Genomic DNA, 21,889 nt, shown 5'->3' with positions numbered 1-21,889 from the left:
GCTGCCCCTCGCCATCCCGTGCCATACGAGTCGTCGCCGCGCAACCCGCTCCAGTGCGCCCTCGCCGCGCAATATGGTCGCGGTATCGGTACGACTCGACGAACGAGGAGTGACGCCATGTCGCGCAACGTGAGGGTGCTGCACTGCACTCCCGAGGACGTCTTCGAGGTGCTGGGCGACGGGTGGCTGTATCCGGTCTGGGTCGTGGGCGCCTCGCGCATGCGCGAGGTCGACGAGACCTGGCCGATGACCGGCGCCGAACTGCACCACTCGTTCGGCGTCTGGCCGGCGCTCATCAACGACAAGACGGTCGTCGAGCAGTTCGTGCCGGGCAAGACGATGGTCATGCGCGCCCGCGGCTGGCCGATCGGTGAGGCCCGGGTCACGATCGACGTCAAGCCTCGCGGAGACGAATGCGTCGTGCGCATACAGGAGGAGGCGATCGCCGGACCCGGGCGCTTCGTTCCCGCCCCGCTGATGGACGTCGCCCTCCACTGGCGCAACGATGAGACGCTTCATCGCCTCGCGTACCTGTCCGAGGGCAGGGCCGCGCGGCGCACCGCGACGACGGCGGAGCAGGAGATGGCCGCCTCGGGCGAGAAGAAGCGGGTGGATGTCGCGCCCGCTGCGGACCGACCGGATTCCGAGCAGGAGCGCTCGGCCACGAACGAGCGGGAGGATGGTGCGATGACACGCGACGACGAAGGCTCCGAGCCGGTGGCGCCCACGGCCGAGAGCGAGTGGGTGGATGCCGCAACCTCGATCGACGCCGTCGAGGCGGGTCCTGCGGACGAGCCCGGGGAGAGCGAATCGCTGCCGCCGAAGAAGACGGCACCACGGGCCAAGCGTCCCTCGCCCCGTCAGGACGGGGCGCCGCAGACGTGAACGAGCGGTCCCGGCGCGGCGGCACCGAACTCGATGCCGTAGTCGTAGGGTCCGGTCCCAACGGTCTCGCCGCCGCCGTCACACTCGCCCGCGCGGGGCTGCGCGTGCGGGTCTACGAACGTGCCGACCAGCCAGGGGGCGGCGCCGCCACCCGAGAGCTGACGCTCCCCGGGTTCCGCCACGACGTGTGCTCGGCGGTGCACCCGATGGCCTTCGAATCGCGGTTCTTCCGGGAGTTCGGGCTGCGTGAGCGGGTGGAGTTCGTCACACCCGAAGTGTCGTTCGCGCATCCGCTCGACGAGCGTCACGCCGGCGTCGCCTACCGGGATCTCGCCCGCACCGCCGAGGGCCTCGGGCCTGACGCGCTCGCCTACGCTCAGCTGATGCGCCCGCTCGTCGAGCACTCCACCGAGGTCGCCGATTTCACCGGGTCGCCGCTCGTGCGCGTGCCCACCGACATCCCCACCGCCGTCTCATTCGGCCTCCGGGCGCTCGAGCAGGGGAGTGGCGCCTGGAACGCGCGCTTCCGGGAGGACGCCGCTCCCGCGATGCTCACCGGGGTCGCGGCGCACACGATCCTCTCGCAGCCGAGCATCGCCGCCGCCGGCGCCGGGCTCGCTCTGGGCGCCTACGCGCATGCGCGCGGCTGGCCCATTCCGGTCGGGGGGAGCCAGGCCATCATCGACGCGATGATCGACGACCTGCGCGCGCACGGGGGAGAGGTCGTCGTCGACCACGAGGTGACGTCGCTGCGAGAGCTGCCCTCATCGACGGTCACGCTGCTGGACGTCACGCCCAAGGCGCTCCTCCGCATCGCCGGTGACGCCGTCCCCGAGCGCTATCGGCGCAAGCTGCAGCGCTTCCGCTATGGCGACGGCGTCGCGAAGGTGGACTTCGCCCTCAGCGAGCCTGTGCCCTGGACCCACCCCGAGCTGCGCCGTGCGGGCACCGTGCACGTCGGCGGCACGCGGGCGGAAGTGGCGGATGCCGAGAACCAGGTGAACCGCGGTCGCCTGCCCGAACGGCCCTACGTGCTGGTGTCGCAGCCGTCGCTCTTCGACGCCTCGCGCGCGCCCGAGGGGAAGCACACCCTGTGGACGTACACCCACGTACCGGCCGGCAGCGCCGTCGACCGGCGGGAGGCGGTCATCCGCCAGATCGAGCGGTTCGCGCCGGGATTCCGCGACACCATCCTCGCGACGAGCTCGCGCACCGCGCGCGAGGTCGAGCGCCACAACCCGAACTACCCCGGCGGCGACATCGCCGCGGGCGCTCCCGCCCTGTGGCAGCTCTTCAGCCGGCCGGTCCTCAGCCCGGATCCGTGGCGCACGCCGATCCCCGGCGTGTACCTCGCCGGCGCCTCGGCCGCACCGGGACCCGGTGTGACGGGCCTGCCCGGGTGGTTCGCGGCGCTGAGCGCCCTCCGCCACGACTTCGGCACGCGCGCGCTGCCCGACCTCTCGCCCCGCCGCTGAGGCCGCCGGCCCTCGCGCGGGGCGGGGTCCTCCGCGAGAACGCGCGATAGCACCGTGGGCGGGCGTGGGGCGGTGCTGTCGTGCGGTTTGGTGGCGGTGTCAAGGGGGCGTTTCGAAGGGCGGATGCCGCATGCCGGCACGGTGATGGACGCTCCGGGTACGGCGAGTCCCGTCGTGGGCGGATGGCGGTCGCCCGGTGCCCGTCTCGCGCTCGGCGCGATCGCGACCGCGACGCTGTCGACGGTGTTCGTCTCGCGCCGTCTGCGACGCGAACGCCGTAGCGGTGCGAGAGCTTGCCGCCGAGCCATCCCGAGACGCCCAGTGCGGCGAGCCCCACGATCGTGAGGATTAGGCCCCAGATGCTGACCTCGTCGTCATCGTCGGCCGAAAGCCGCACGAGAAGATTGATGACTCCTTGTGTGCCCGCCGCCCGGCTCTACAGCAGGGCAGGCAGCTGATCCCATTCGGCGACGCGACCGGAGACGAGGCGCGCTGTGCCGTCGGGGAGAAGTCGCAGCTGATGACGGTCGGCCATGTCCCACAGCACTCGCCGCGTCGATTCCTGGCCGCGGGCGTGAGCGCGCATCAGATCGGGGAGGAAGACGGGCTCGGCGAGCAGCCACGCGGCCGCGGTGGCTGCCGTACCGCCCGAATCCAGCAACCCGATCACGCTCACCAGAGAGTCACCGCCCCTGATCAGCGCCACGCTCTCGTCGTCGAGTCGGTCCAGCGTGCGATCGCGAGAGACCTCGGCGATCACCGAAGCGGCACTGTCAGCCACGATGGGATGCGGGTCGAGCATTGCGAGCACGAGCCGCCCCAGAACGCCGGAGGCATCCCAGTTCGCGGCCAAGCCTTGCACCGCCGCGAAGCGGCGCGCGGGATCAGCGTCCGACAGGTCTTCGATCGTGCTCCCCCCGGCCTGCTCCTCGGAATGCACCAGCAGACGGTAGGTGTAATTCGGATACTGGATCACCACCGCCGCGTCACTGGCCAGCGCGACTCCGCCGGTGGCCTCGATACGCTCCATCACCGCGCGGCGCGTGATGTCGTCGGCCGTCCGGACGCCTTCGGCGAGCCCGTCCATCAGCGATCCTCCGAAGCCCGCCGCCGGGATCTCGTCGACGAGTCGCATGAGGTCGTCCCTCGATGCCACGCGCCCGAAGGCATCCGCCGCCTCGCCGGCGAGTTCCTCATCGGCATCCCTCATCATGTCGTGAAGGATCGGCGACGCCGCGGAGATCGATGCTGCGCCCGCCAGCCGCGCGGCGGCCGACCGCACTCGCGTGTCGGTGTCCCTCAGGGCGCGCAGACCGGCCTCCTCGATGAAAGAGGGCAGGGAGAGGAACGGGCTCAAGGTCGCGGCCGAGTCCAGTAGCTCGGCCTGGACACGCGGGTCGGGCTCCGAAGGGAGGGCATCGGCGATCGCGTCCATCGCATCGGCATTCTGATGCCGCCCGAGGGCGGAGGCCGCAGCGGCGCGGATGTCGGGGTCGTCCGAGGAGAGCGCCCGGACGACCACCTGATCCGCCGCCTCGCCGCCCAGCCGGCTCAACGCCGTGAGCGAGACGAGCCGCACCCGCCGGTCCGGGTCGTTCGCGATCGCATCCGTGAGGGAGTGGGTGGTGATCCCGAAGAAGCCGATCGCGGACGCGGCTGCAGCTCGGATCGCCGGCTCTTCGTGGCCGAGAGAGTCCTGCAGGATCGCGGACGGATCGGAGGCGTCGTCCCCGGCAGGCTCCGGCGCATCTACCTGGATGAGCAGCATCAGGATCGCGGCCGCCAGGCGTACCGCGGCCTCGTCGTCATCGAGCAGCGCGTTCAGAGGATCCCGCAGCCCCGAGAACTCGAGGTTCTGCAACGCGTCCTGCGCGGCGGAATCCCAGAGCAGGAGCACAGCCCACGCGCCGAGGATCCGCAGGTCGCCGTCATCGGCGAGCAGGTGGTCCACGACGAACTGGATGACGTCCAGGAACGAGACGTCGCCTTCGAGGTCCACGAGCGCGCGAGCCGCCTCGTCGTGAACCTCGTCGTCGGTCGCGTACACCATCATGTTGAGCAGCTCGTCGGCGGCGGCCTGCGAGCCGGCGCCGCGAAGCGCGTAGACCGCATCCAGCCTCTGCTCGGTCGTCGCATCCGGCCGGCCGGCGAGTTCGACGTAGTGATCGATCGCGCCCTGGTCGTTCACCGTGATGCGGCGGCTGGACAGGGTCGCCAGGATCTCGTCGGCCAGTTCGGGGTCTGCGAACCGGCGTGCCCCGATCATCGCGTCGACCGCCTCCTCGTCGTCGTCGGTCGCGATGAGCTGCCGGATGGCGTCGTCGGCATGCAGTCGCGCGAGGCTCTCTCCGATCGAGTGGAAGTCGGCGAGGGAGTCCTGTCCGCGCTGGCTCTCGAAGTAGTGCCAGATCGGTGCGATCGCCGCCCGATCGCCGAGGCGCCCCAGTGCCGACACGATCGATGTCTGGATCGCGCCCCACGGTTCGAGGGGAAGCCGTTCGATCAGAGCCGGCACGGCCTCGCCCTCGCCGAGGAACTTGAGTCCTTCGACGGCCGCCCACCTCTTGAACGGCTCCGCGTCCGAGATCCACTCACGAAGGCGGCCCCGCATGTAGTCGGTCCGGAGCGCGTGGACGACGGGTGCGAAGCGCGCGCGAGACCACCACTCGCTCGCCCCGGCGAGGATCTCGTCGGCGCAGTGGCGCGTGTCGGCGTCGAGACGGCGCAGATCGGTGAGCCCCTCGAGGCTCAGTGCGGCCAGCCTCCAGTTCATCCGGAAGATGTCTTGCGGTCCCACCGCGGCGCGCTCGAGGATGAGGGACGCAAGAGAAGCCGGGCCACGGGCGACGGCCGCCGCCAGGACGTCTTCGCCGCCGCCCCGACCGAGGAGGGCGTCGATGGCGGGAGCCGGATCGGCCAGTGCCGCCAGTGCCTCGCCGGCGAGCTGCGCCCGGAAGACCTGATGGAGGAACTCGAAGTCGTTCGCCGAGCCGCCGGCAGCGACGATCAGCCCGCTTCGTCGGGCGAAGCTCAAGAGAAGCCCGGCAGGCTCCTGGCCGCCGACGCCCTCCATGATGGAAAGCAGACGGTCGCCGCTGAAGGTGAGCTGCAGTCCGTCGCCCGCGATGAAGCTGTCCAGTGCGGCCCGGCGGAGCCCGTCTCGAGCGCGGCGCGGGACGGTCTCCTCCGAGCCCTCGGTGAGATCCGAGAGTCGGAGCGCACGATTCAGCGCCTCGTCGACGGCGGCCGATACGATGCCGATCCGGTTGTGCTCGCCGAGGTCGGCCGCTTCGGCCACCAGCCAGCACATCAGGGTGAGCAGCTGCGGCAGACGCGAGATCTCGGCCAGGTCGTCGTCGTCGCGAATGCGGGTGAGCAGTTCGGCAGTCGCAGGGTCGTGCGCTGCCCAGATGCCCACGAACTGCGCGACATCCCTGTCTTGAAGCTGATCGATCACGTAGACCGGCGCCTGGGCAAGCACATTCAGGCGGCTCATGGGGCGCGACGTCAGCACGAATCGTGGCAGGGTGCGAACGCGAGCGAGGATCTCTTCCTGCTGCCGAAGAGGCACTTCGTCCAGCCCATCGAGCAGGAAGACCGTGCCTGCGTCGGATGTGAGTCGTCGGAGCGCGCCGATCATGCGCTCGATCTCCGCCCGGTCGGGAGTCTCACCCAGCGACTCTTCTACGGCGAACGTGATGAGGTCGCGCCCCCGATGTCGTCGAGCGAACTCGTGCAGGCGCACGAACACCGGGACGCCTTCGAGCTCGTCGCTGCAGAATCGACGCACCAGCTCGTGCAGCAGCGCCGACTTGCCCATGCCGGCCGGTGCCGTGATCACGAGCCGCTCTTCCGAATCGACCACGGCCTCCGCAGACTGTACGGGCTCGTCCGGCGCGGCCTGCCCCGGGCCGGATCCGGCGGGGGCCGTCGGCCTCAGCAGGCGCGGCAGGTAGAACTCGGCAGGCAGTGCGACGAACGGGGTGACGAGCTGTTCGAATTGGCGCGACCGCCGGAGCAGCGCTTTGTACCGGGCGATCACTTCCGCATCTGATTCGGGGCCGGCGTCCACCTTCTCGTCAGCGGGTATCGTCGCGATGGCGCCGGGGTCATCAGCGCCCAGGAGCTCCCACCAGCCTCGGCTCTCGGTGGCGGAGTCGAGCCGGCTGAGGGGAACGACCGTCAGGCCGTTCAGTCCCGCTGGCGCGTGATGCTCGCTGATCACACCTATCGCGACGCCTCGCGAGAACACCACCGCGCCCGAGATTCCACTCCAAGGCGACCGGCCGAGGTCGGTGACCGGAACCGGCGGGCTCTCCGGTGCGTCACGCACGCGCAGGGTCGGGAGACCCTCGACCGCGCCCTCGCCCATGGGGATGTACCCGTCGATGCGCACGGACTCCCGGACGCGCATCCCGTCGCGCACCTTCTCCTGGAACGTCGGGAACCCGAAGGCGACGCACTCCTCGAGGTTCGCGCTGCGCAGCGTCGGCTTGTCGTTCAGGCGAGCGAGCGCGACCGGCGGAAAGTCCGAGGCCCCGTCGAGCCACACATCGAGGATCGCGAGGTCCGCCTCCTCGTCGATCGCGGGCAGGCCGCTGGGCAGCCTGCAGAGCCGGGCAGGGCAGCGGGTCGATCCGCGGAACTTCACCACCAGTTCACCTGTCGCGTCGACGCAGTGCGCAGCGGTCAGCACGTAGTGGTCGCGCATGAGGAATCCCGAGCCCACGCTCCAGTCGCCGCCGGAGTCGGCCCGTCGTCGCCACACCTCGACGACGCGGTCGCTCAGGACGATGTCGTGTTCATCGCCGACCGGGACCATGGTGCATCACGGCCCCTCGCTCGTCATCGATGTGACCCGGATCGGCACGCCGCTCCTGTCCACCGGCGCGCCCAATGTGATGGTGACCGTTTGCACGCTCTCCTGCTGCAGGCTGGCCGAGCCGCCCAGCTCCACCACCCAGAACTTCACGCCCGCGTTTCCCTCTCCGCCACGCGTCACGCCGACGTGGAACTCGATCTCCACGCCGGTGACGGGGAACTGGATGTCGGTGTCGCGGCCGTTCTCGACCGCCTCCGCGAGTTCGGCTCTCAGAGCGCTGATCGTTTCGACGAGCCCGATCTCATTCATCGAACGCCGCCCTTCCGTGCGCCGTCGGGACCTTCGTTGACGCACACGGTAGTAGAGGCCCGCTCACTCGGCTAGATACCCGGAGCATGCGGGAATGGCGGGGGCGGAGCATCCGTTGTATTCTGATGTGCTCGGGTGCTTCGGCGCCCGAGGATGGCAACTCCACAGTGTGACAGCGGCCCTTCGCAAGAAGGAACTCCTCCCACAGAGGACCGGGGGATGATCGGTTTCGACATCGCCTGCGAATCTGCGTGAAGCGGGCCGAGGATGCAGGGTTGTCTCGTAAACGCCCTCTGCAAACCAATAACTGCCGAAAAGAAGCAGTCCGCGTTCGCCCTCGCTGCCTGAGCAGCGAGCCCGACGCCGTCAATCCGTGACTGATCCCGTCACGGGTATTGGCGTCATCTAGGGATCTTGCTGCGTGACGACGCCTGAGCGTCACGCGGGACTCTTATCAGGCTGGGCTCGTCGACTTAGGTGTCTGTGACAAAGGTCGGAGCCGAGTAGAACGCTCGCACAGACTGCGCCCGGAGAAACCGCAGTTACTCAGCGATGGACGGGGGTTCGATTCCCCCCATCTCCACCAACCGCTGTCGCACCGGAGTTGAGGCCCCGGTTTCCGCGTCCGCCGCGGAAACCGGGGCCTTCTCCTGTCAGGCGCCCGAGATCCAGACGGTCGTCTCGCCGGGGAGCTCGTGCCCTTCGAAGTGGTGGCTCGAGAGTGACGTCGCCCCGCCGTCGGGCAGCTGGAACGGCGTCTCGCCGAAGTTGGTGAACACCGTCCAGCCGTTGGGTCGGCGGAATCCCAGCACGTCGTCCCGCCCGGTGTCGATCCACTCCAGCGACTCACCGGTCTGCAGCAGGCGGCGAAGCGCCAGCGCCTGACGGTAGAGCGCGAGCGTCGACCGCGGGTCGTCGTCCTCCGCCGACACGGCGTACTCCGCGAACCACGCGGGCTGTGGCAGATGCGCGCCACCCTCGCCGAAGCCCAACGACGGACCCTCGGCCGACCACGGCAGGGGCACGCGGCATCCGTCTCGCCCCACGTCTTCACCGGGGCTGCGGAAGAAGGTCGGGTCCTGCCGTTCGGAGTCGGGGATCGTCGCGACCTCGTGGAGGCCCAGCTCCTCGCCCTGGTAGACGTAGGCCGAACCGGGCAGTGCGAGCACGAACAGGGAAGCGGCGCGGGCGCGACGCAGGCCCCGCTCCCGGTCGAGCACCGGGGTGGTGCCACCCGAGAGCAGCCACTCGTTGCCGTGCTTGCGTGCCGGCCGACCCTTCTCATCGCGGTCGGCGTCGGGGAGACCATAGCGCGTGGCATGCCGGACCACGTCATGGTTCGACAGCACCCACGTCGTGGACGAGCCCGACTTCGCGGCGAGTGCGAGGTTGTCGCCCACGATGCGGCGGAACTGCGCGGCGTCGAAGTCGGCCTCGAGCAGGTCGAAGTTGAACGCCTGGCCGAGGCTCTCTGCGCGCGCGTACAGCGGGATGCGGGACGGCTCCACCCAGGCCTCGGCCACAGCCGTGCGCGGCGGGTCGTAGGAGTCGAAGACCTCGCGCCACTCCGCGTACACCTCGTGCACGTCGTCGCGGTCGATCATCGGGTGGTTGCCGTCGCGCGGCATCGCGTCGAGTTCCGCCTGCGAGGGGAGCGGGTCGACGAAGTGCTTCGTGAGCATGTGCGCCACATCGATGCGGAAGCCGTCGACGCCGCGGTCCGACCAGAAGCGCAGGGTCTTCACGAAGTCGGCGCGCACCTCCGGGTTCGACCAATCGAGGTCCGGCTGCTCCACGGCGAAGTTGTGGAGGTACCACTGCCCGTCGGCGACGCGCTCCCAGGCCGACCCGCCGAAGACCGACACCCAGTCGGCGGGCGGATGCGCGCCGTCGGGCCCGGTCCCGTCGCGGAAGATGTAGCGGGCCCGCGCGGCCGAGCCGCGGCCGGCGGCCAGCGCCTCCTGGAACCATGCGTGCTGGTCCGAGGTGTGATTCGGCACGATGTCGACCACGACCTTGATACCCGCCTCGTGGAGCGCGGCGAGCATCTCGTCGAAGTCGTCGAGAGTGCCCAGGCGGGGGTCGACGTCGCGGTAGTCCGCGACGTCGTAGCCGCCGTCCGCCAGCGCCGAGGGATAGAACGGACTCAGCCAGACCGCGTCGATCCCGAGCTGTTTCAGATACGGAACGCGCGAGGTCACGCCTCGGATGTCGCCGATGCCGTCGCCGTCGGCATCCGCGAAACTCCTCGGATACACCTGGTACACCACTGCCTGCCGCCACCAGGCGGGCAGTTCGAGGTCGTTGAGCTTGGCGGTCAGGGGTGCGGAGTGCACAGTCGTCACGGGGACGCGGTTCCTTTCAGAGGGGTGGGTTTTCCGGCGAGGGGGAGGATGCCGCGGGCTCAGCCCTTGACGGCTCCCTGGGTGACGCCTTCCACGACCCATCGCTGGGTGAAGAGGTAGACGATGATGGCCGGTGCCATCGCCATGAGGTACGAGGCGAACGACACGTTGTAGTTGTTGCTGAACTGAGTCTGGAAGATGTTCTGCACCACGGGAAGCGTCTGCAGCGCGGGATCGGAGATGATCAGCGACGGCATCATGAAGTCGTTCCACGATGCCAGGAAGGCGAAGATTCCGACGGTGGCGCTCATCGGGGCCAGCAGCGGGAAGATGAGCCGCCAGAACGTCTGGTTGGTGCTGGCGCCGTCGATCCGTGCGCTCTCTTCCAGCTCGGCCGGAATCGAGCGCAGGAATGCCGTGAACAACAGGATGCTGAAGCTGAGGCCGAACATGATCTTCAGGATGATCACCCCGGCGGGGTTGTCGAGGCCCGTCAGGCCGGTCAGCTGGATCTGCGGCAGCGCCACCACCGGGAACGGCAGGAACAGGGCCGCGAGCAGGTAGTAGAACGAATATCGGAAGAGCTTCCGGTCCCAGTTGCGGGAGATGGCGAAGGCCGCGAGCGCCGCGAGCACGATGGTGCCGGCCACGGTGAAGACGGTGATCAGCAGCGAGACCGTGAAGGCGCGCGGGAAGTTCGTCAGCTCCCACGCCGCTCCGAATCCCTCGAGACTCCATGGCGTCGGCCAGGTGAAGGCGTTGCCGTCGACGGCCTGCGACTGGGTCTTGAACGCCATCGTGACGGTGACGTAGAGCGGCACCAGCACCGTGAGCGTGCAGAGGGCGAGCACGATCGTGCCGGGCCAGTTGACGCGCTCCATGGCGAAGCGGGAGCGTGCGGGCCTGAGGGAGTCGCCGGCGAGCACGCGCTCGGCGGTCATGTCCTCGACAGCGAGGGCGGGTTGCGTGGTCATCAGAACACGTTCCTTCCGCGAGTGAGACGGAGTTGGAGCAGCGCGAGGGTGAGCGCGATGAGGAAGAAGATCGTCGCATTGGCCATCTGGTAGGCGTAGTCGCCGCCCGAGAAGCCCGTGAAGATGGTCATGGCGATGGAGCGGGTGGCTGTGCCGGGGCCGCCGTTCGTCAGGCCGACGATGATGTCGTAGGCGTTGAGGTAGTCCTTGAAGCCGATGATCACGTTGATGACCACGTAGCCCGAGACGAGGGGAAGCGTGATGCGCGTCAGCTGCTGCAGCTTGCCTGCGCCATCGATGTCGGCCGCCTCGTACACTTCGCCGGGGATCGAAAGGAGGCCCGCGATGTAGATCAGGAGTGTTCCGGGGATCGCCTGCCACGCCGTGACGATCGCGATCGCGACCCACGCGAGGTCGGGGTTGGCGAGGATGCTCTCGCTCATCCAGCCGATGCCCCAGAGCTGTCCCAGTGCGGGCACGGAGTTGGAGAACAGGAAGTTGAAGACGTAGGCGATGATGATGCCCGAGATCACCATCGGGATCACGAAGATCGTTCGCAGCCCTGTCTTCAGGCGCACCCGCGACACCAGTCCCACGGCGAGCAGGAACGCGAGCACGTTCACCACGATCACCACGACGAAGGCCAGCCAGAAGGTGAAGAGGTAGCTCTGCAGGATCGCGGGATCGGTGAAGACGGCGATGTAGTTGATGAGCCCGACGAACTGCCAGTCGCCGAACCCGATGGAATTGGTGAAGCTGAAGAAGATGCCGATGATCGCGGGGATCGTGATCGCCAGTGTGAACAGGATCAGTGCGGGCAGGAGGTAGACGTAGTAGACCCCGTCCACCTTCCTGCGCGTGCGCGGCATCGTCGCCGCGCCGGTGCGCCGGTTGATCTTCGGCGCCGTGACGGCTGCCGTGGTGGTTGCCATGAGTGCGTTCCTCTCGTATCGCGCTATTGGCGCAGCGCCAGCCGGGCCCAGTCGGCGTCCAGCCGTGCGAGCGTCCGCTCGGGGTCGTCGCCGGTGACGATGCCCTGCATGTAGTTGTCGGTGGGGATGGTCAGCGGGATCGCCTTGGAGGCGCCCTGGTAGAACTTCGCGGAGTCGTAGTACTCCTTCATGCCGAGGATGCGCTCGTCGGTCACGGGTGCGGAGTCGGTCGTGGTGCCGTAGCCGAGGAAGGCGGCGTTGTACTCGTCCATCACGTCCTTCTGGAAGAGGTAGCTCAGGAAGTCGCGTGCCCCTTCCTTCTGGTCGGATGCCTCGGGGATCCACGCCGCGAGGTCGATGTTGACCCGCACCTTGTTGTCGTCGGGGTCGTCGGTCATCGGCAGAGGGAACGTGCCGAGGTCCAGGTCGGGGTTGGTCTTGTCGATCTCCCCGAACGCCCACGGTCCCTGCAGGTACATCGCCGCTTCCTCCTTGGCGAAGGCCAGGTTCCCGTCGCCGTAGCCGCGGCTCGCAGCATCCGCGTTCGTATAGTTCTCGGTGAGCTCCACCATCTGATCCACCGGATCGATCATGGTCTTCTCGAACGACACGGGGGAGTCGGGGCCGACCTCGGTTCCGAGCTCGTTCATCTGCTCGTAGAAGTCCGCCACGTCGACCTCGCCGCCCACCGTGTAGTCGAACCAGCCCTGGCCCACCGTCCACGGATCCTTGAAGGTGGCGTAGAAGGGCGTGATGCCCGCCGCCTTGAGCGCGTCGCAGACCGCGATGAGCTCGTCCCACGTGGTGGGGACCTCGAGGCCCTGCTCCTCGAAGATGCGCTTGTTGTAGATCACGGATGCCGCCATCACCGAGTACGGCAGCACGCTGGTTCTCCCCGGATAGGTGGCGTACTGATCGACGAGATCCTGCACCTCGGGGAGGATGCGGTCGGCCTCGGGCATGTCGCTCAGGTCGCTGAGGGCGCCCCGCTCCATGAAGCGCGCCATCTCCATGTTGTAGTTGAGCAGGCCGAGATCGGGCGGGTTGCCGCGCAGGAATCCGGCTTGCAGGTTCGACGAGGTGTCGAAGACGACCTCGACCTCGTCTTGACTGGCGTTGTACTCCTTGATGAGGTCGCGGAAGTACGGGATCGCCTCGGGCTTGCTGAGGTGGAATCTCACCTCGGCGGGGCCGGACGACGAGCCGGCGCAGGCGACGAGGGAGCTCCCGACGATCGCGAGGGCGGCGGCCGCTGCGCAGGCGCGGCGGACGGTGACGGATGCTGCAGGCACGACGTTGTCCTTTTGTCCGTGGTTGTGGTGACGACACGTTGCTTCAGTGATTAGATTTAGCCACCGAATCAACTTGTGCTGGTCCAGAATGCAGGAAGAACCCTCGAAAGGTCAAGTCCTTGACGTCACCATCACTCCTCACGCCCGCCGCGCTCCGTCGGACGAGCCTCGACGCTGTGCTGGGATTCGCCTGGGATGCCGAGGCTTTCACCGCATCAGACGTCATCGAGAGCGTCGGCCTGACGCGGTCGACGACGATCGATGTGATCGACGAGCTCGTGGCCCGCGGGCTCCTGTCGGAGCTGCCGAACGCGCGCGCGGCGGGGGACTACCGCAAGGGACGGCCGGCGCGGAGGTTCGCGTTCCGGCCGGATGCCGGATTCGTCGTCGGCGTGGACGGCGGGCAGTCGCGTCTGACCGCCACCGTCGCCGACCTTCGCGGCGAGAAGCGCGCGGTATGCCACCTCTTGCTCGACCCGCACATGGACGCGGCGGACGTGCGCCGCGAGGCCGCGGCGCGCGTGGTGGACGAAGCGCTCGCCGAGGCCCGGCTCTCCCGGGGTGAGGTCCTGGCGCTGTGCGTCGGCGTGCCGGCGCCGGTGAATCGAGACGGGGTCTCGCCGCCCCACCGCGATGACTTCTGGCGCCGGATGAACCCGGACTTCCGGGCCCTGTTCGGTGAATGGGCACCGATCGTGCGGGTCGAGAACGATGCGTCGCTGGCGGCAGTGGCCGAGCGGGCGGTCGGGGCGGCGGTGGGATACGACGACTTCGTAACACTGCTCGCGGGCGACCGCCTCGGCGCCGGCGTGTGGGTGGACGGGCGCCTTTTGCGTGGCGCCCACGGCGGGGCGGCGGAGACGGTGGCGTTCGACCATGTCCGCGGGGTGGACGGGGCGTGGGGGCTCGGGTACCGAGCGGCTGACCTCGCTCGGCGGGCGCTGGCAGCCGGTTCGCTGTCCAGGTCGAGTGCGCTGCGCGGGCTGGACGCCGGTGAGATCGACGGGAAGACGGTGCTCGCGCTGGCGGCTGCCGGCGATCCGGACGCGGCTGCGATCGCGGCCCAGGTGGGGGAGACGCTGGCCATCGTGGCCGGTGTCTTCGGCAGCCTCTTCGACTCCCGCCTCATCGTCGTCTCAGGCGCGGTGGCGGCGGGCGCGGGGCCGGTGATCTCGGCTGCGCTGGATGCGCTGCCCGAGGAGCTCGACCTGCCGGCGCCGGAGATCGTCGCCTCGACCCTGGGCGCCGACATCGTCTCGGTGGGCGCGGTTCGTGCTGCGCTGGATGCTGCCCGTTCCGGCGTGCTGGACCTGCCGGCTTTCGTGGCCGCAGCCTGACGGCGAGGGGAGTCCGCAGATCGCGGACCTCCAGTTGTGGGAAGGATCGAGATGACCGAGCCCGACACCACCGCGACTGTGCCCTACGTGCTGCGCCGGAGGGGAACACTCATGACGGCCGACGTGAGCGACCCGCTCGAGATCGAAGGCGTCCTCAACCCGGGAACGGCGTGGAGCGACGGCGAGCTCTTCCTGTACCCCCGCATCGTCGCCCGTGCGAACGTCTCGCGCATCGCCCGCGCGCGCGTGGTCGTCGAGGACGGCGTCCCGGTCGCGGTCGAGAGACGCGGCGTCGTGCTGGCACCGGACGAGGGCTGGGAGTACGGGCGCCGGAACGCCGGCGTCGAGGACCCGCGCATCACGTACCTCCCACCGCTCGGCATCCACGTGATGTCGTACATCGCGTTCGGGCCCTTCGGTCCGAAGCCCGCGCTCGCCGTCTCGCACGACACGATCTCATGGCGACGCCTCGGTCCGCTGCGATTCGCCTACCAGCCCGAACTCGACACCGACCTGAATCTGTACACGAACAAGGACATCGTCTTCTTCCCCGAGGCCGTGCCAGGTCCGGACGGGGAGGCGAGGCTCGCCCTTCTGCACAGACCCCTGTGGGACCTCGACTGGCTGCGGCCGGGGGAGGGCGTGCGGCCGCCCGCCGGTGTCCACGACGTGCGCGCGTCGATCTGGATCGGCTATGTCGACCTGGCTGCGGCGAAGCGCGATCTCACCGCTTTGACGTACGTCGAGGATTCGGCCTTGGTGGCGGGTCCGGCGTTCGCATTCGAGTCCGCCAAGATCGGCGCCGGCCCACCTCCGCTGCGCGTGCCCGAGGGGTGGCTGCTGCTGCACCACGGGGTCGCCGGCCAGCTGCCGACGGGCTTCTCGCTCGCACCCGGGTCGCGCTACGCCGTCGGGGCGATGCTGCTCGACGCGGACGACCCGCGGGAGGTGATCGCGCGAACCTCGGAGCCGCTTCTGGAGCCCGAGACCCCTCAAGAGATCCACGGCACGCTGAGCAACGTCGTCTTCCCCACCGCGATCGAGAAGATCGGCGACCGGCACTTCGTGTTCTACGGCATGGCGGACTCGTCGATCGGTGTCGCGGAGCTTCTGCGCACCGGATAGCACGCCGGCACCCCACCTGCTCGTCTCGAAGCACGCATTCCGCCGAGTCTTGCGCTGATCTTGCGCTTCTTGTGGAAGCGCTCCCAGGCCGGGCCGGATTCCTGTCTCGATCTTGCGCATCCGCTGGTGCCTGCTCGGGGGTGCCTTGCGGTGCGGGCCGAAGACTGGGGACGTGCTCGAGGAGCGATCGGAAATCTCCCCGACTGCCCGCCGGCACCACTCGCTCCTCACAACGCAAGCGGGCGCAACCCGCGAAAGGACACTCTCATGAAGAAGATCGTCAAGGCCTCCATCGCCACCACCGCCGGTGTGGTCCTGCTGCTCGGCGGCGCGGGCACGTTCGCCACCTGGAACTCGTCGGCCACGGCGCAGGGCGCTTCCATCGTCGCCGGCAACCTCGTCGTCGAGGCGTCGCAGGATGCGGGCACCTGGACCGCCAATGGCTCCGCGATCGACATCGCGGACTACGCGATCGTCCCCGGCGACGTCCTCACCTACACGAAGAGCATGAACGTCGGCGCCGAGGGCGACAGCCTGAGCGCGACGCTCGCGCTGACCGACTCCTCGATCGCGCCCGCCGACGCGACGAAGCCCGCGGACGTCGCCCTCGCGAGCTACCTCACCGACTCCGCGGTCCTCACCGCATCGGGCGCCGGCATCACCGGCACCGGCCCGACCTTCACCGTCACCCCGGCCGGGAACGTCGTGAGTCAGGACGTCACCGTCACTGTCACCATCGCCTTCCCGTACGGCGACGTCGTCGGCGGCAACAACGCCGCGATGAACGGTGCCGTCACGCTCGACGAGCTCACCGTCAGCCTCACGCAGAACACCAAGTAGGCCCCGAGGGCCCGCTTCTCCGGAGGCGGGCCTTCGGTTCCACCCCGTCCAGAGACCCATCAAGGACACACCATGAGCCGCCGCACCCGCCGCACCCGCCGCCACGCCGAACGGCGCGACGCCCGCCGTGCGGCGGCTCCCCGGCGTCTGCTGCTCGGAGCACTGGGTACGGCAGGCGCGATCGTGGTCGGCGTCCTCGCCGGCGGCGGCACGTTCGCACTCTGGACGGCGGCGGCTCCCGCTGCCGCCGCGGTGACGCTGCGGGCCGGCTCGGCGGGCCTGAGCGCCACTCCGCTCCAGCTCTCGGCCACGGGTCTCTACCCCGGCCGTACGGCTTACGCGCCCACCACGATTCGCAACACAGGCAGCACCCCACTGGCTCTCACCCTCGACCCGGTGAAGAGCTCCACCGCGGCCACGCCGTTCACGACCGCGATGGCCGTCACCGTGGGCACCGCCACCTCGGCGGACGACTGCACCGCTGGGCGCGTCCCCGCCGCAATCACGACCGGCATCGGCGCCGCCAGCGGCTCCGACCTGCGGCTGACGCTCGCGCCCGGCGCTCAGAAGATGCTCTGCATCGGCGTGGGCCTGCCGCAGACCGCGCCTGCCGCGGCGGCCGGGGGAGCAGCATCCGTTCTCACCATCACGGTCTCCGGAACGCAGGTGCGCGGATGATCCGCCGCCTGTTCGGTCCCATCGCCGCGCTGGCCACGCTGGCGGTGCTCGGCAGCGCCGGCGGCGCGACCGCGGCGTGGATGGCGAGCGCGTCGGTGTCGGCATCCGCATCGTCCACGACCATCGCCGGTACGGTGCAGCTCACCGGCGGGCTCACCACGACGTACCGTGCCGACACGAGCACCCCGGCCGTAGCGGCCGGCCAGCTCACGATCGCCAACACGGGTGGGGCGCCGCTGTCATACGCGCTCGCCACGCAGCTCGGCACGGGCAGCAGCAGCGCCCTCGCCGGGAAGATCGCGCTGCGCCTCTGGACCGGCACCGCCTGCGGCACCACCGCCCCGGGAACGGCGGAGAGCACGACTCTCGCCAACGCTGCCCCCGCACTGCCGGCCGCGGCGCGGACGCTCGCGCCGGGCGCATCCGTGGTGGTGTGCGTCGCCACGCAGCTCGACACGCAGAGCCCCTCGTCGCTGGCGGGGCAGGCCCTCACGGCGACCTTCGCGGTGAGGGGAGCCGTCGGCACCAGCTGGACCACGACGGCGACCACTGCCGCATTCAGCCAGTCCGTGTACGGCCTCGCCGCCGCGGGCAACCCGACCTGTGTGCAAGCCCCGCCACACGGAGTGCAGCTGAGCTGGAACGCCCCAGCCAATCGCAGCTCCGGCGCCACCCTGCAGTACCGCGTGGTCGACAAGTCCAACGTCGTGGTGAAGGAAGTGAGCAGCAGCGCCGCCGTCGTCTCGGTGGTTCTGGGCGCGACGGACATCGCCGCGGACGGCGTCCACGAACTCCGCATCGTCGCCACCGAGAAGACCGCGTCGGGCACCGCCTCGTCCGACAGCTCGGCCCTCTCAGTGCGGCGGACCGCCGTCGGAAACGCCAACATCAAGTACGAATGCGTGATGCCATGACCCTCTCCACGTCCGCGCCGACGCCCGCCATCCCGACGCTCCGCTCTGCCGAGCCGTCGTCGCGCCGAACCCGGCGGGCCGACGCCCGCCGTCGTGACGAGGGGCAGAGCCTGCTGCACTACCTGGCCGTCTCGATCAGCGCGTCGATCCTCGTGCTGCTGCTGAGCGTGGCCGTCGCCGTGGTCGGCCTGCCTGTCGTGATCGGCGGCAGCGCGATGACGGTGCTGACCCAGTCGATGGAGCCCGGCCTGCCCCCCGGAACGCTCGTCGTGATCCGACCGACGCCCGTGGACGAGATCCGCGTCGGAGACGTCATCACCTACCAGATCAGCTCGGGGGAGGCGGCCGTGGTGAGCCACCGCGTCGTGTCGAAGACGTACGCCGCGGGCGAGCTCACCTTCGTCACGAAGGGTGACAACAACGACGCCGTCGACCCGGTGCCGGTGCGACCCGTGCAGATCCGCGGCACTCTCTGGTACAGCCTGCCGCTTCTCGGCTGGGTGAACAACGTGCTCAACGGGTCGAACCGCACCCTCGTACTGGCGGTCGTCGCGGGCGGGCTCTTCCTGTACGCCGCGTTGTCGGTCGTCGGTGCCGTGCGCGATCGACGGAGGAAGACGGATGCCGCAGCCGCCGTCCCTGGTCGTGCACGGGTCACCCGCAGCTGACACGCGTGCAATCCCTTCTTGACGCGAGGAAACGGGGTCGCTAACGTCGTGCCAAGACGTTTTGCCAAAACGTCTTGGCACACCTAGCCCACCCCCACTGAACGTCAGGAAATGGAGTCGAAGTGATGAAGCTTCGCATTCAAGCGACGACGCGCACACGCCGCGCGGTCGTCGCCGTGACAGCGGTCGGTCTCGCTGTCACCGCGCTGTCCGGCTGCGGCGCCGGCGCCTCGAACACGGGAGCCGACGCCAGCGGCCTCACGATCGTCGTCGAAGGCGGCGGCAAGGCCGAACTGCAGCCGATCGCCGATCTCTACACCGACGAGACCGGCACCGAGATCACGCTCGTCGAGCTCCCGTACGCGGGCCTCTACGACCGCATCTCGTCGGAACTGCAGGCCGGAGACCCGTCGTTCGACATCGCCGCGCTCGACGCGATCTGGCTGCCCGCGTTCGCGCCGGGTCTCGCCCCGCTCGACGACCTGTTCACCGACGACGTGCAGTCGGACCTCTTCGGCGGTCTGGTGAGCGAGGCGCAGGTCGGCGACTCGTTCGTGGGCATGCCCGTGTGGACCAACTCGGAGGTGCTCTTCTACCGCACCGACCTGTTCGAGGACCCCGCGAACATGGCCGACTTCGAGGCCGAGTACGGCTACCCGCTCGCGGCGCCCACGACCTGGGAGGAGTACCGCGACATCGCGGAGTTCTTCACGCGCGACACCGACGGCGACGGCACCGTCGACCTCTACGGCACCGACGTCAAGGGTGCCGTCGAGACCGAGTGGCTTGCGACCGTCTCCCAGGCCGGCGAGGAGAACATGGTCGTCGACGCGCAGACCGGCGAGGTGACGATCGACAGCCCCGCCCATCAGGAGGCCCTCGACTACTACGTCAGCCTGCTGCCGTACGCCCCGTCGGGTGCCGCGCAGCTCGACTGGGCCGGCGCGCAGAACCTCTTCTACCAGGGCAACCTCGCCATGATGCGGTTCTGGGGGCACGCGTACCGGCAGACCCCCGACGACTCGCCCGTGAAGGACGACATCGGCGTCGCGCCGATGATCGGCGGCCCGGGCGGAGTCGCGGGCGTCCCCGGCGCCTGGTACCTGTCGGTGCCGGCATCCGGAGACAACGCGGACGCTGCGAAGGAGTTCATCGCGTTCGCCTACGAGCACAACGATCTCGCCGCCGACACGTCCCTCGGCCTGGTCGCCCGCAAGAGCGCGTTCGAGAGCAAGGACGGCGAAGCCGGCTTCGAGAACTATCCGGCACTGGTCGAAACGCTCGAGTCGCCGCAGTCCCTGCCTCGGCCCGCGACGCCGCAGTGGCAGGAGATCGTCGACTCCGTGCTGGTGCCGATGCTCCAGAAGGCCGTCGAGCCGGGTGCCGACACCGCACAGCTGCTGTCCGACGCCAAGTCTCAGATCGAGTCGATCGTCGAGTAGACGGTCCGATCAGAAAGCACCCCGTGGTGACTCTTGCACCTCCGACCCGGGTCGGGGCGGCTCCGGCCGCCCCGCCCCGGGGCACCCGCCGAACGGGCCGGCCACTCAGCAAAGACGCCGGCGACCGCCGCTTCGCGCTGCTGCTCATGGCCCCGGCGGCGCTCTTCCTCGCCGCCTTCGTGCTGTGGCCGCTGGTCCGGTTCGTCTACGACAGCTTCTTCGACATCTCGCCGTTCGCCGGGGCGCCGCGCACGTTCGTGGGCTTCGCGAACTACGTCACGGCGTTCGCGTCGGAGGCCTTCCAGTCGGCATCGATCCGCACGGTCGTCTACACGGTGTTCGTCGTGGCGGCCGAGTTCGTGCTCGGTCTCGCGGTGGCCCTCCTGTTCACGGCTCTCGGCCGGCGGTCTGCGGTCTTCCGCACCGTCTTCATGTACCCGCTCATGATCGCGCCGGTCGTCGCGGGTCTCCTGTGGCGATTCCTGCTGATCGACAACTTCGGCATCGTCAACCAGCTGCTGTACGAGGCCGGCATCCTGTCGAGTCCCAGTCAGATCCAGTGGCTCAGCGACCCGAACATCGCGCTGTTCTCGGTCGCGATCCCCGACATCTGGCTCACGACCTCGTTCATTACCCTGGTGCTGTTCGCCGGGCTGCAGAACATCCCCGGCGACGTCATCGAGGCGGCGCGCATCGACGGGGCCCGTTACCCGCGGATTCTCTTCAGCATCATCATCCCGCTCCTGCGCCCGGTGATCGCCGTCGCGCTGATCGTGCGCGGCATCGACGCGGCACGGGCGTTCGACATCATCCTCATCCAGACCGACGGCGGACCGCAGGGCAGCACCACCACTCTCAGCCTGCTGATCTACCGCACCATGACCCGCTTCGGCGACCCGGGCCTTGCGAGCGCCATGGGCACCGTCTACCTCGTCGTCATGCTGGCCGTGGCCATCGCCGCGATCATGCTGATCTGGCGCCCGGGAGGCAGCGCACGATGAATCCTCTCGAGACCCAGGGAAAGAGCCGCATCCTGCTGTGGGTGCTGCTGGCCGCCGCGATCATCCTCTACGGCTTCCCGTTCGTCTACCTGCTGCTCACGTCGTTCAAGCCGCCACTGGACGCCATCGCGGTGCCCCCGTCGGTGTGGCCGGACGTCTGGACGCTCGACAACTACGTCTCGGCGCTGGCCCGCGAGGGGGTGCCCGCCGCGCTCATCAACAGCGTCGTCACGGCGGTGATCTCGACCGCGCTGTCTCTCGTGCTCGCGGTGCCCGCGGCGTATGCGATCACGAGGTTCCGAACCCCGAGCGGTCGGGTGTTCATCGTCGCGGCGCTGGTGACCCGCATGGTGCCCACCATCGCGGTCGGGGCACCGCTCATCGAGGTGATGCGCACGCTCGGGCTCACCGACACGTCGTTCGGACTCGCCATCGCACACACCACCATCTCGCTCCCGCTCTCGATCTGGCTGATGGCGAGCTTCTTCGAGGCCGTACCCGACGAGCTGAGCGAAGCCGCCGAGGTCGACGGCTGCAACCGGCTCCAGGCCATGGCGCGAGTGGTGCTGCCGGTGGTGTCGGGCGGCCTGGCGGTGACAGCGATCTTCGCGTTCCTCGCGTCGTGGAACGAGTTCCTCTTCGCGCTGCTGCTCACCTCGGTCCGGGCGCAGACCACGCCGGTGGTCATCGCGAACTTCCAGAGCCAGTTCGGCCTCGACTGGGGCGGCATGACCGCGCTGGCCGCGGTCTACTCGGTCCCCGTCATCCTGCTCACGCTCATCCTGCAGCGGCACATCGTCGCCGGTCTCACCCTCGGCGCCGTCAAGGGCTGAGCGGGCGGCGAGACCTT

General features: G+C 69.2%; 17 protein-coding genes, 1 other RNA gene and 1 pseudogene. 12 read left to right on the top strand and 7 right to left on the bottom strand.

Annotated elements, in window-relative coordinates; translation table 11 throughout:
- The first annotated feature begins 117 nt into the window (after window positions 1-117).
- On the top strand, window positions 118-885 hold the full coding sequence (locus ACN9MP_RS10840; protein ID WP_426320084.1) for an SRPBCC family protein: 768 nt from the start codon (window positions 118-120) through the stop codon (window positions 883-885).
- Complete coding sequence (locus tag ACN9MP_RS10835) at window positions 882-2,360, top strand: phytoene desaturase family protein (protein ID WP_426320082.1); 1,479 nt, start codon at window positions 882-884, stop codon at window positions 2,358-2,360. The genes ACN9MP_RS10840 and ACN9MP_RS10835 overlap by 4 nt, the downstream gene beginning before the upstream one ends.
- A gap of 274 nt (window positions 2,361-2,634) precedes the next feature.
- Here the strand turns inward: ACN9MP_RS10835 and ACN9MP_RS10830 are convergent.
- The 3 genes and pseudogenes from ACN9MP_RS10830 to ACN9MP_RS10820 form a co-directional block, all read right to left on the bottom strand.
- Window positions 2,635-2,769, bottom strand: a pseudogene (locus ACN9MP_RS10830) (DUF2231 domain-containing protein); the annotation flags it as partial.
- A 27-nt stretch (window positions 2,770-2,796) separates the two neighbouring features.
- A complete protein-coding gene (locus tag ACN9MP_RS10825; protein ID WP_426320080.1) occupies window positions 2,797-7,182 on the bottom strand; it encodes a HEAT repeat domain-containing protein in 4,386 nt (1,461 codons plus the stop codon).
- A gap of 6 nt (window positions 7,183-7,188) precedes the next feature.
- On the bottom strand, window positions 7,189-7,491 hold the full coding sequence (locus tag ACN9MP_RS10820) for a trypco2 family protein (protein WP_426320078.1): 303 nt from the start codon (window positions 7,489-7,491) through the stop codon (window positions 7,189-7,191).
- Window positions 7,492-7,706: 215 nt separating this feature from the next.
- Here ACN9MP_RS10820 and ssrA point away from each other — a divergent pair.
- Window positions 7,707-8,077, top strand: a transfer-messenger RNA (tmRNA) gene (gene ssrA, locus ACN9MP_RS10815).
- Window positions 8,078-8,144: 67 nt separating this feature from the next.
- Here the strand turns inward: ssrA and ACN9MP_RS10810 are convergent.
- From ACN9MP_RS10810 to ACN9MP_RS10795, 4 genes are all read right to left on the bottom strand, one after another.
- Complete coding sequence (locus tag ACN9MP_RS10810) at window positions 8,145-9,836, bottom strand: glycoside hydrolase family 13 protein (protein WP_426320076.1); 1,692 nt, start codon at window positions 9,834-9,836, stop codon at window positions 8,145-8,147.
- A gap of 59 nt (window positions 9,837-9,895) precedes the next feature.
- Window positions 9,896-10,810 carry a carbohydrate ABC transporter permease gene (locus tag ACN9MP_RS10805; RefSeq protein ID WP_426320074.1) on the bottom strand — a complete coding sequence of 305 codons (915 nt, stop codon included), beginning with the start codon at window positions 10,808-10,810 and terminating at the stop codon, window positions 9,896-9,898.
- Complete coding sequence (locus tag ACN9MP_RS10800) at window positions 10,810-11,679, bottom strand: carbohydrate ABC transporter permease (RefSeq protein WP_426325990.1); 870 nt, start codon at window positions 11,677-11,679, stop codon at window positions 10,810-10,812. Before ACN9MP_RS10800 ends, ACN9MP_RS10805 begins: the two co-directional genes overlap by 1 nt.
- A gap of 86 nt (window positions 11,680-11,765) precedes the next feature.
- Window positions 11,766-13,034, bottom strand: coding sequence for an ABC transporter substrate-binding protein (locus tag ACN9MP_RS10795; protein ID WP_426320073.1), 1,269 nt, complete (start codon window positions 13,032-13,034; stop codon window positions 11,766-11,768).
- 119 nt (window positions 13,035-13,153) lie between these two features.
- Between ACN9MP_RS10795 and ACN9MP_RS10790 the strand changes: the two genes are divergently transcribed.
- From ACN9MP_RS10790 to ACN9MP_RS10750, 9 genes are all read left to right on the top strand, one after another.
- A complete protein-coding gene (locus ACN9MP_RS10790) occupies window positions 13,154-14,371 on the top strand; it encodes an ROK family protein (protein WP_426320071.1) in 1,218 nt (405 codons plus the stop codon).
- 51 nt (window positions 14,372-14,422) lie between these two features.
- Window positions 14,423-15,496 (top strand): glycoside hydrolase family 130 protein, encoded by a 1,074-nt coding sequence (locus tag ACN9MP_RS10785; protein ID WP_426320069.1) that lies wholly within the window; start codon window positions 14,423-14,425, stop codon window positions 15,494-15,496.
- 267 nt (window positions 15,497-15,763) lie between these two features.
- The gene (locus tag ACN9MP_RS10780; RefSeq protein WP_426320067.1) at window positions 15,764-16,336 is read left to right on the top strand and encodes an alternate-type signal peptide domain-containing protein; all 573 of its coding nucleotides are present in this window, start codon (window positions 15,764-15,766) and stop codon (window positions 16,334-16,336) included.
- Between the two features lie 72 nt (window positions 16,337-16,408).
- Entirely contained in the window at window positions 16,409-17,014 is a 606-nt protein-coding gene (locus ACN9MP_RS10775; protein ID WP_426320066.1) for a hypothetical protein, read from the top strand.
- Window positions 17,011-17,928 carry a hypothetical protein gene (locus tag ACN9MP_RS10770; RefSeq protein WP_426320064.1) on the top strand — a complete coding sequence of 306 codons (918 nt, stop codon included), beginning with the start codon at window positions 17,011-17,013 and terminating at the stop codon, window positions 17,926-17,928. The genes ACN9MP_RS10775 and ACN9MP_RS10770 overlap by 4 nt, the downstream gene beginning before the upstream one ends.
- On the top strand, window positions 17,925-18,596 hold the full coding sequence (locus ACN9MP_RS10765; RefSeq protein WP_426320062.1) for a signal peptidase I: 672 nt from the start codon (window positions 17,925-17,927) through the stop codon (window positions 18,594-18,596). Before ACN9MP_RS10770 ends, ACN9MP_RS10765 begins: the two co-directional genes overlap by 4 nt.
- A 125-nt stretch (window positions 18,597-18,721) precedes the next feature.
- The gene (locus ACN9MP_RS10760) at window positions 18,722-20,038 is read left to right on the top strand and encodes an ABC transporter substrate-binding protein (protein ID WP_426320060.1); all 1,317 of its coding nucleotides are present in this window, start codon (window positions 18,722-18,724) and stop codon (window positions 20,036-20,038) included.
- A gap of 146 nt (window positions 20,039-20,184) precedes the next feature.
- Entirely contained in the window at window positions 20,185-21,039 is an 855-nt protein-coding gene (locus ACN9MP_RS10755) for a carbohydrate ABC transporter permease (RefSeq protein ID WP_426325989.1), read from the top strand.
- The gene (locus ACN9MP_RS10750) at window positions 21,036-21,872 is read left to right on the top strand and encodes a carbohydrate ABC transporter permease (RefSeq protein WP_426320058.1); all 837 of its coding nucleotides are present in this window, start codon (window positions 21,036-21,038) and stop codon (window positions 21,870-21,872) included. The genes ACN9MP_RS10755 and ACN9MP_RS10750 overlap by 4 nt, the downstream gene beginning before the upstream one ends.
- Window positions 21,873-21,889: the final 17 nt, after the last annotated feature.

The organism is Microbacterium sp. E-13 (assembly GCF_049912955.1).
Taxonomy (GTDB): domain Bacteria; phylum Actinomycetota; class Actinomycetes; order Actinomycetales; family Microbacteriaceae; genus Microbacterium.
Note: the sequence above shows the minus strand (reverse complement) of the source record. Positions and strands in the feature narration are given on the sequence as shown.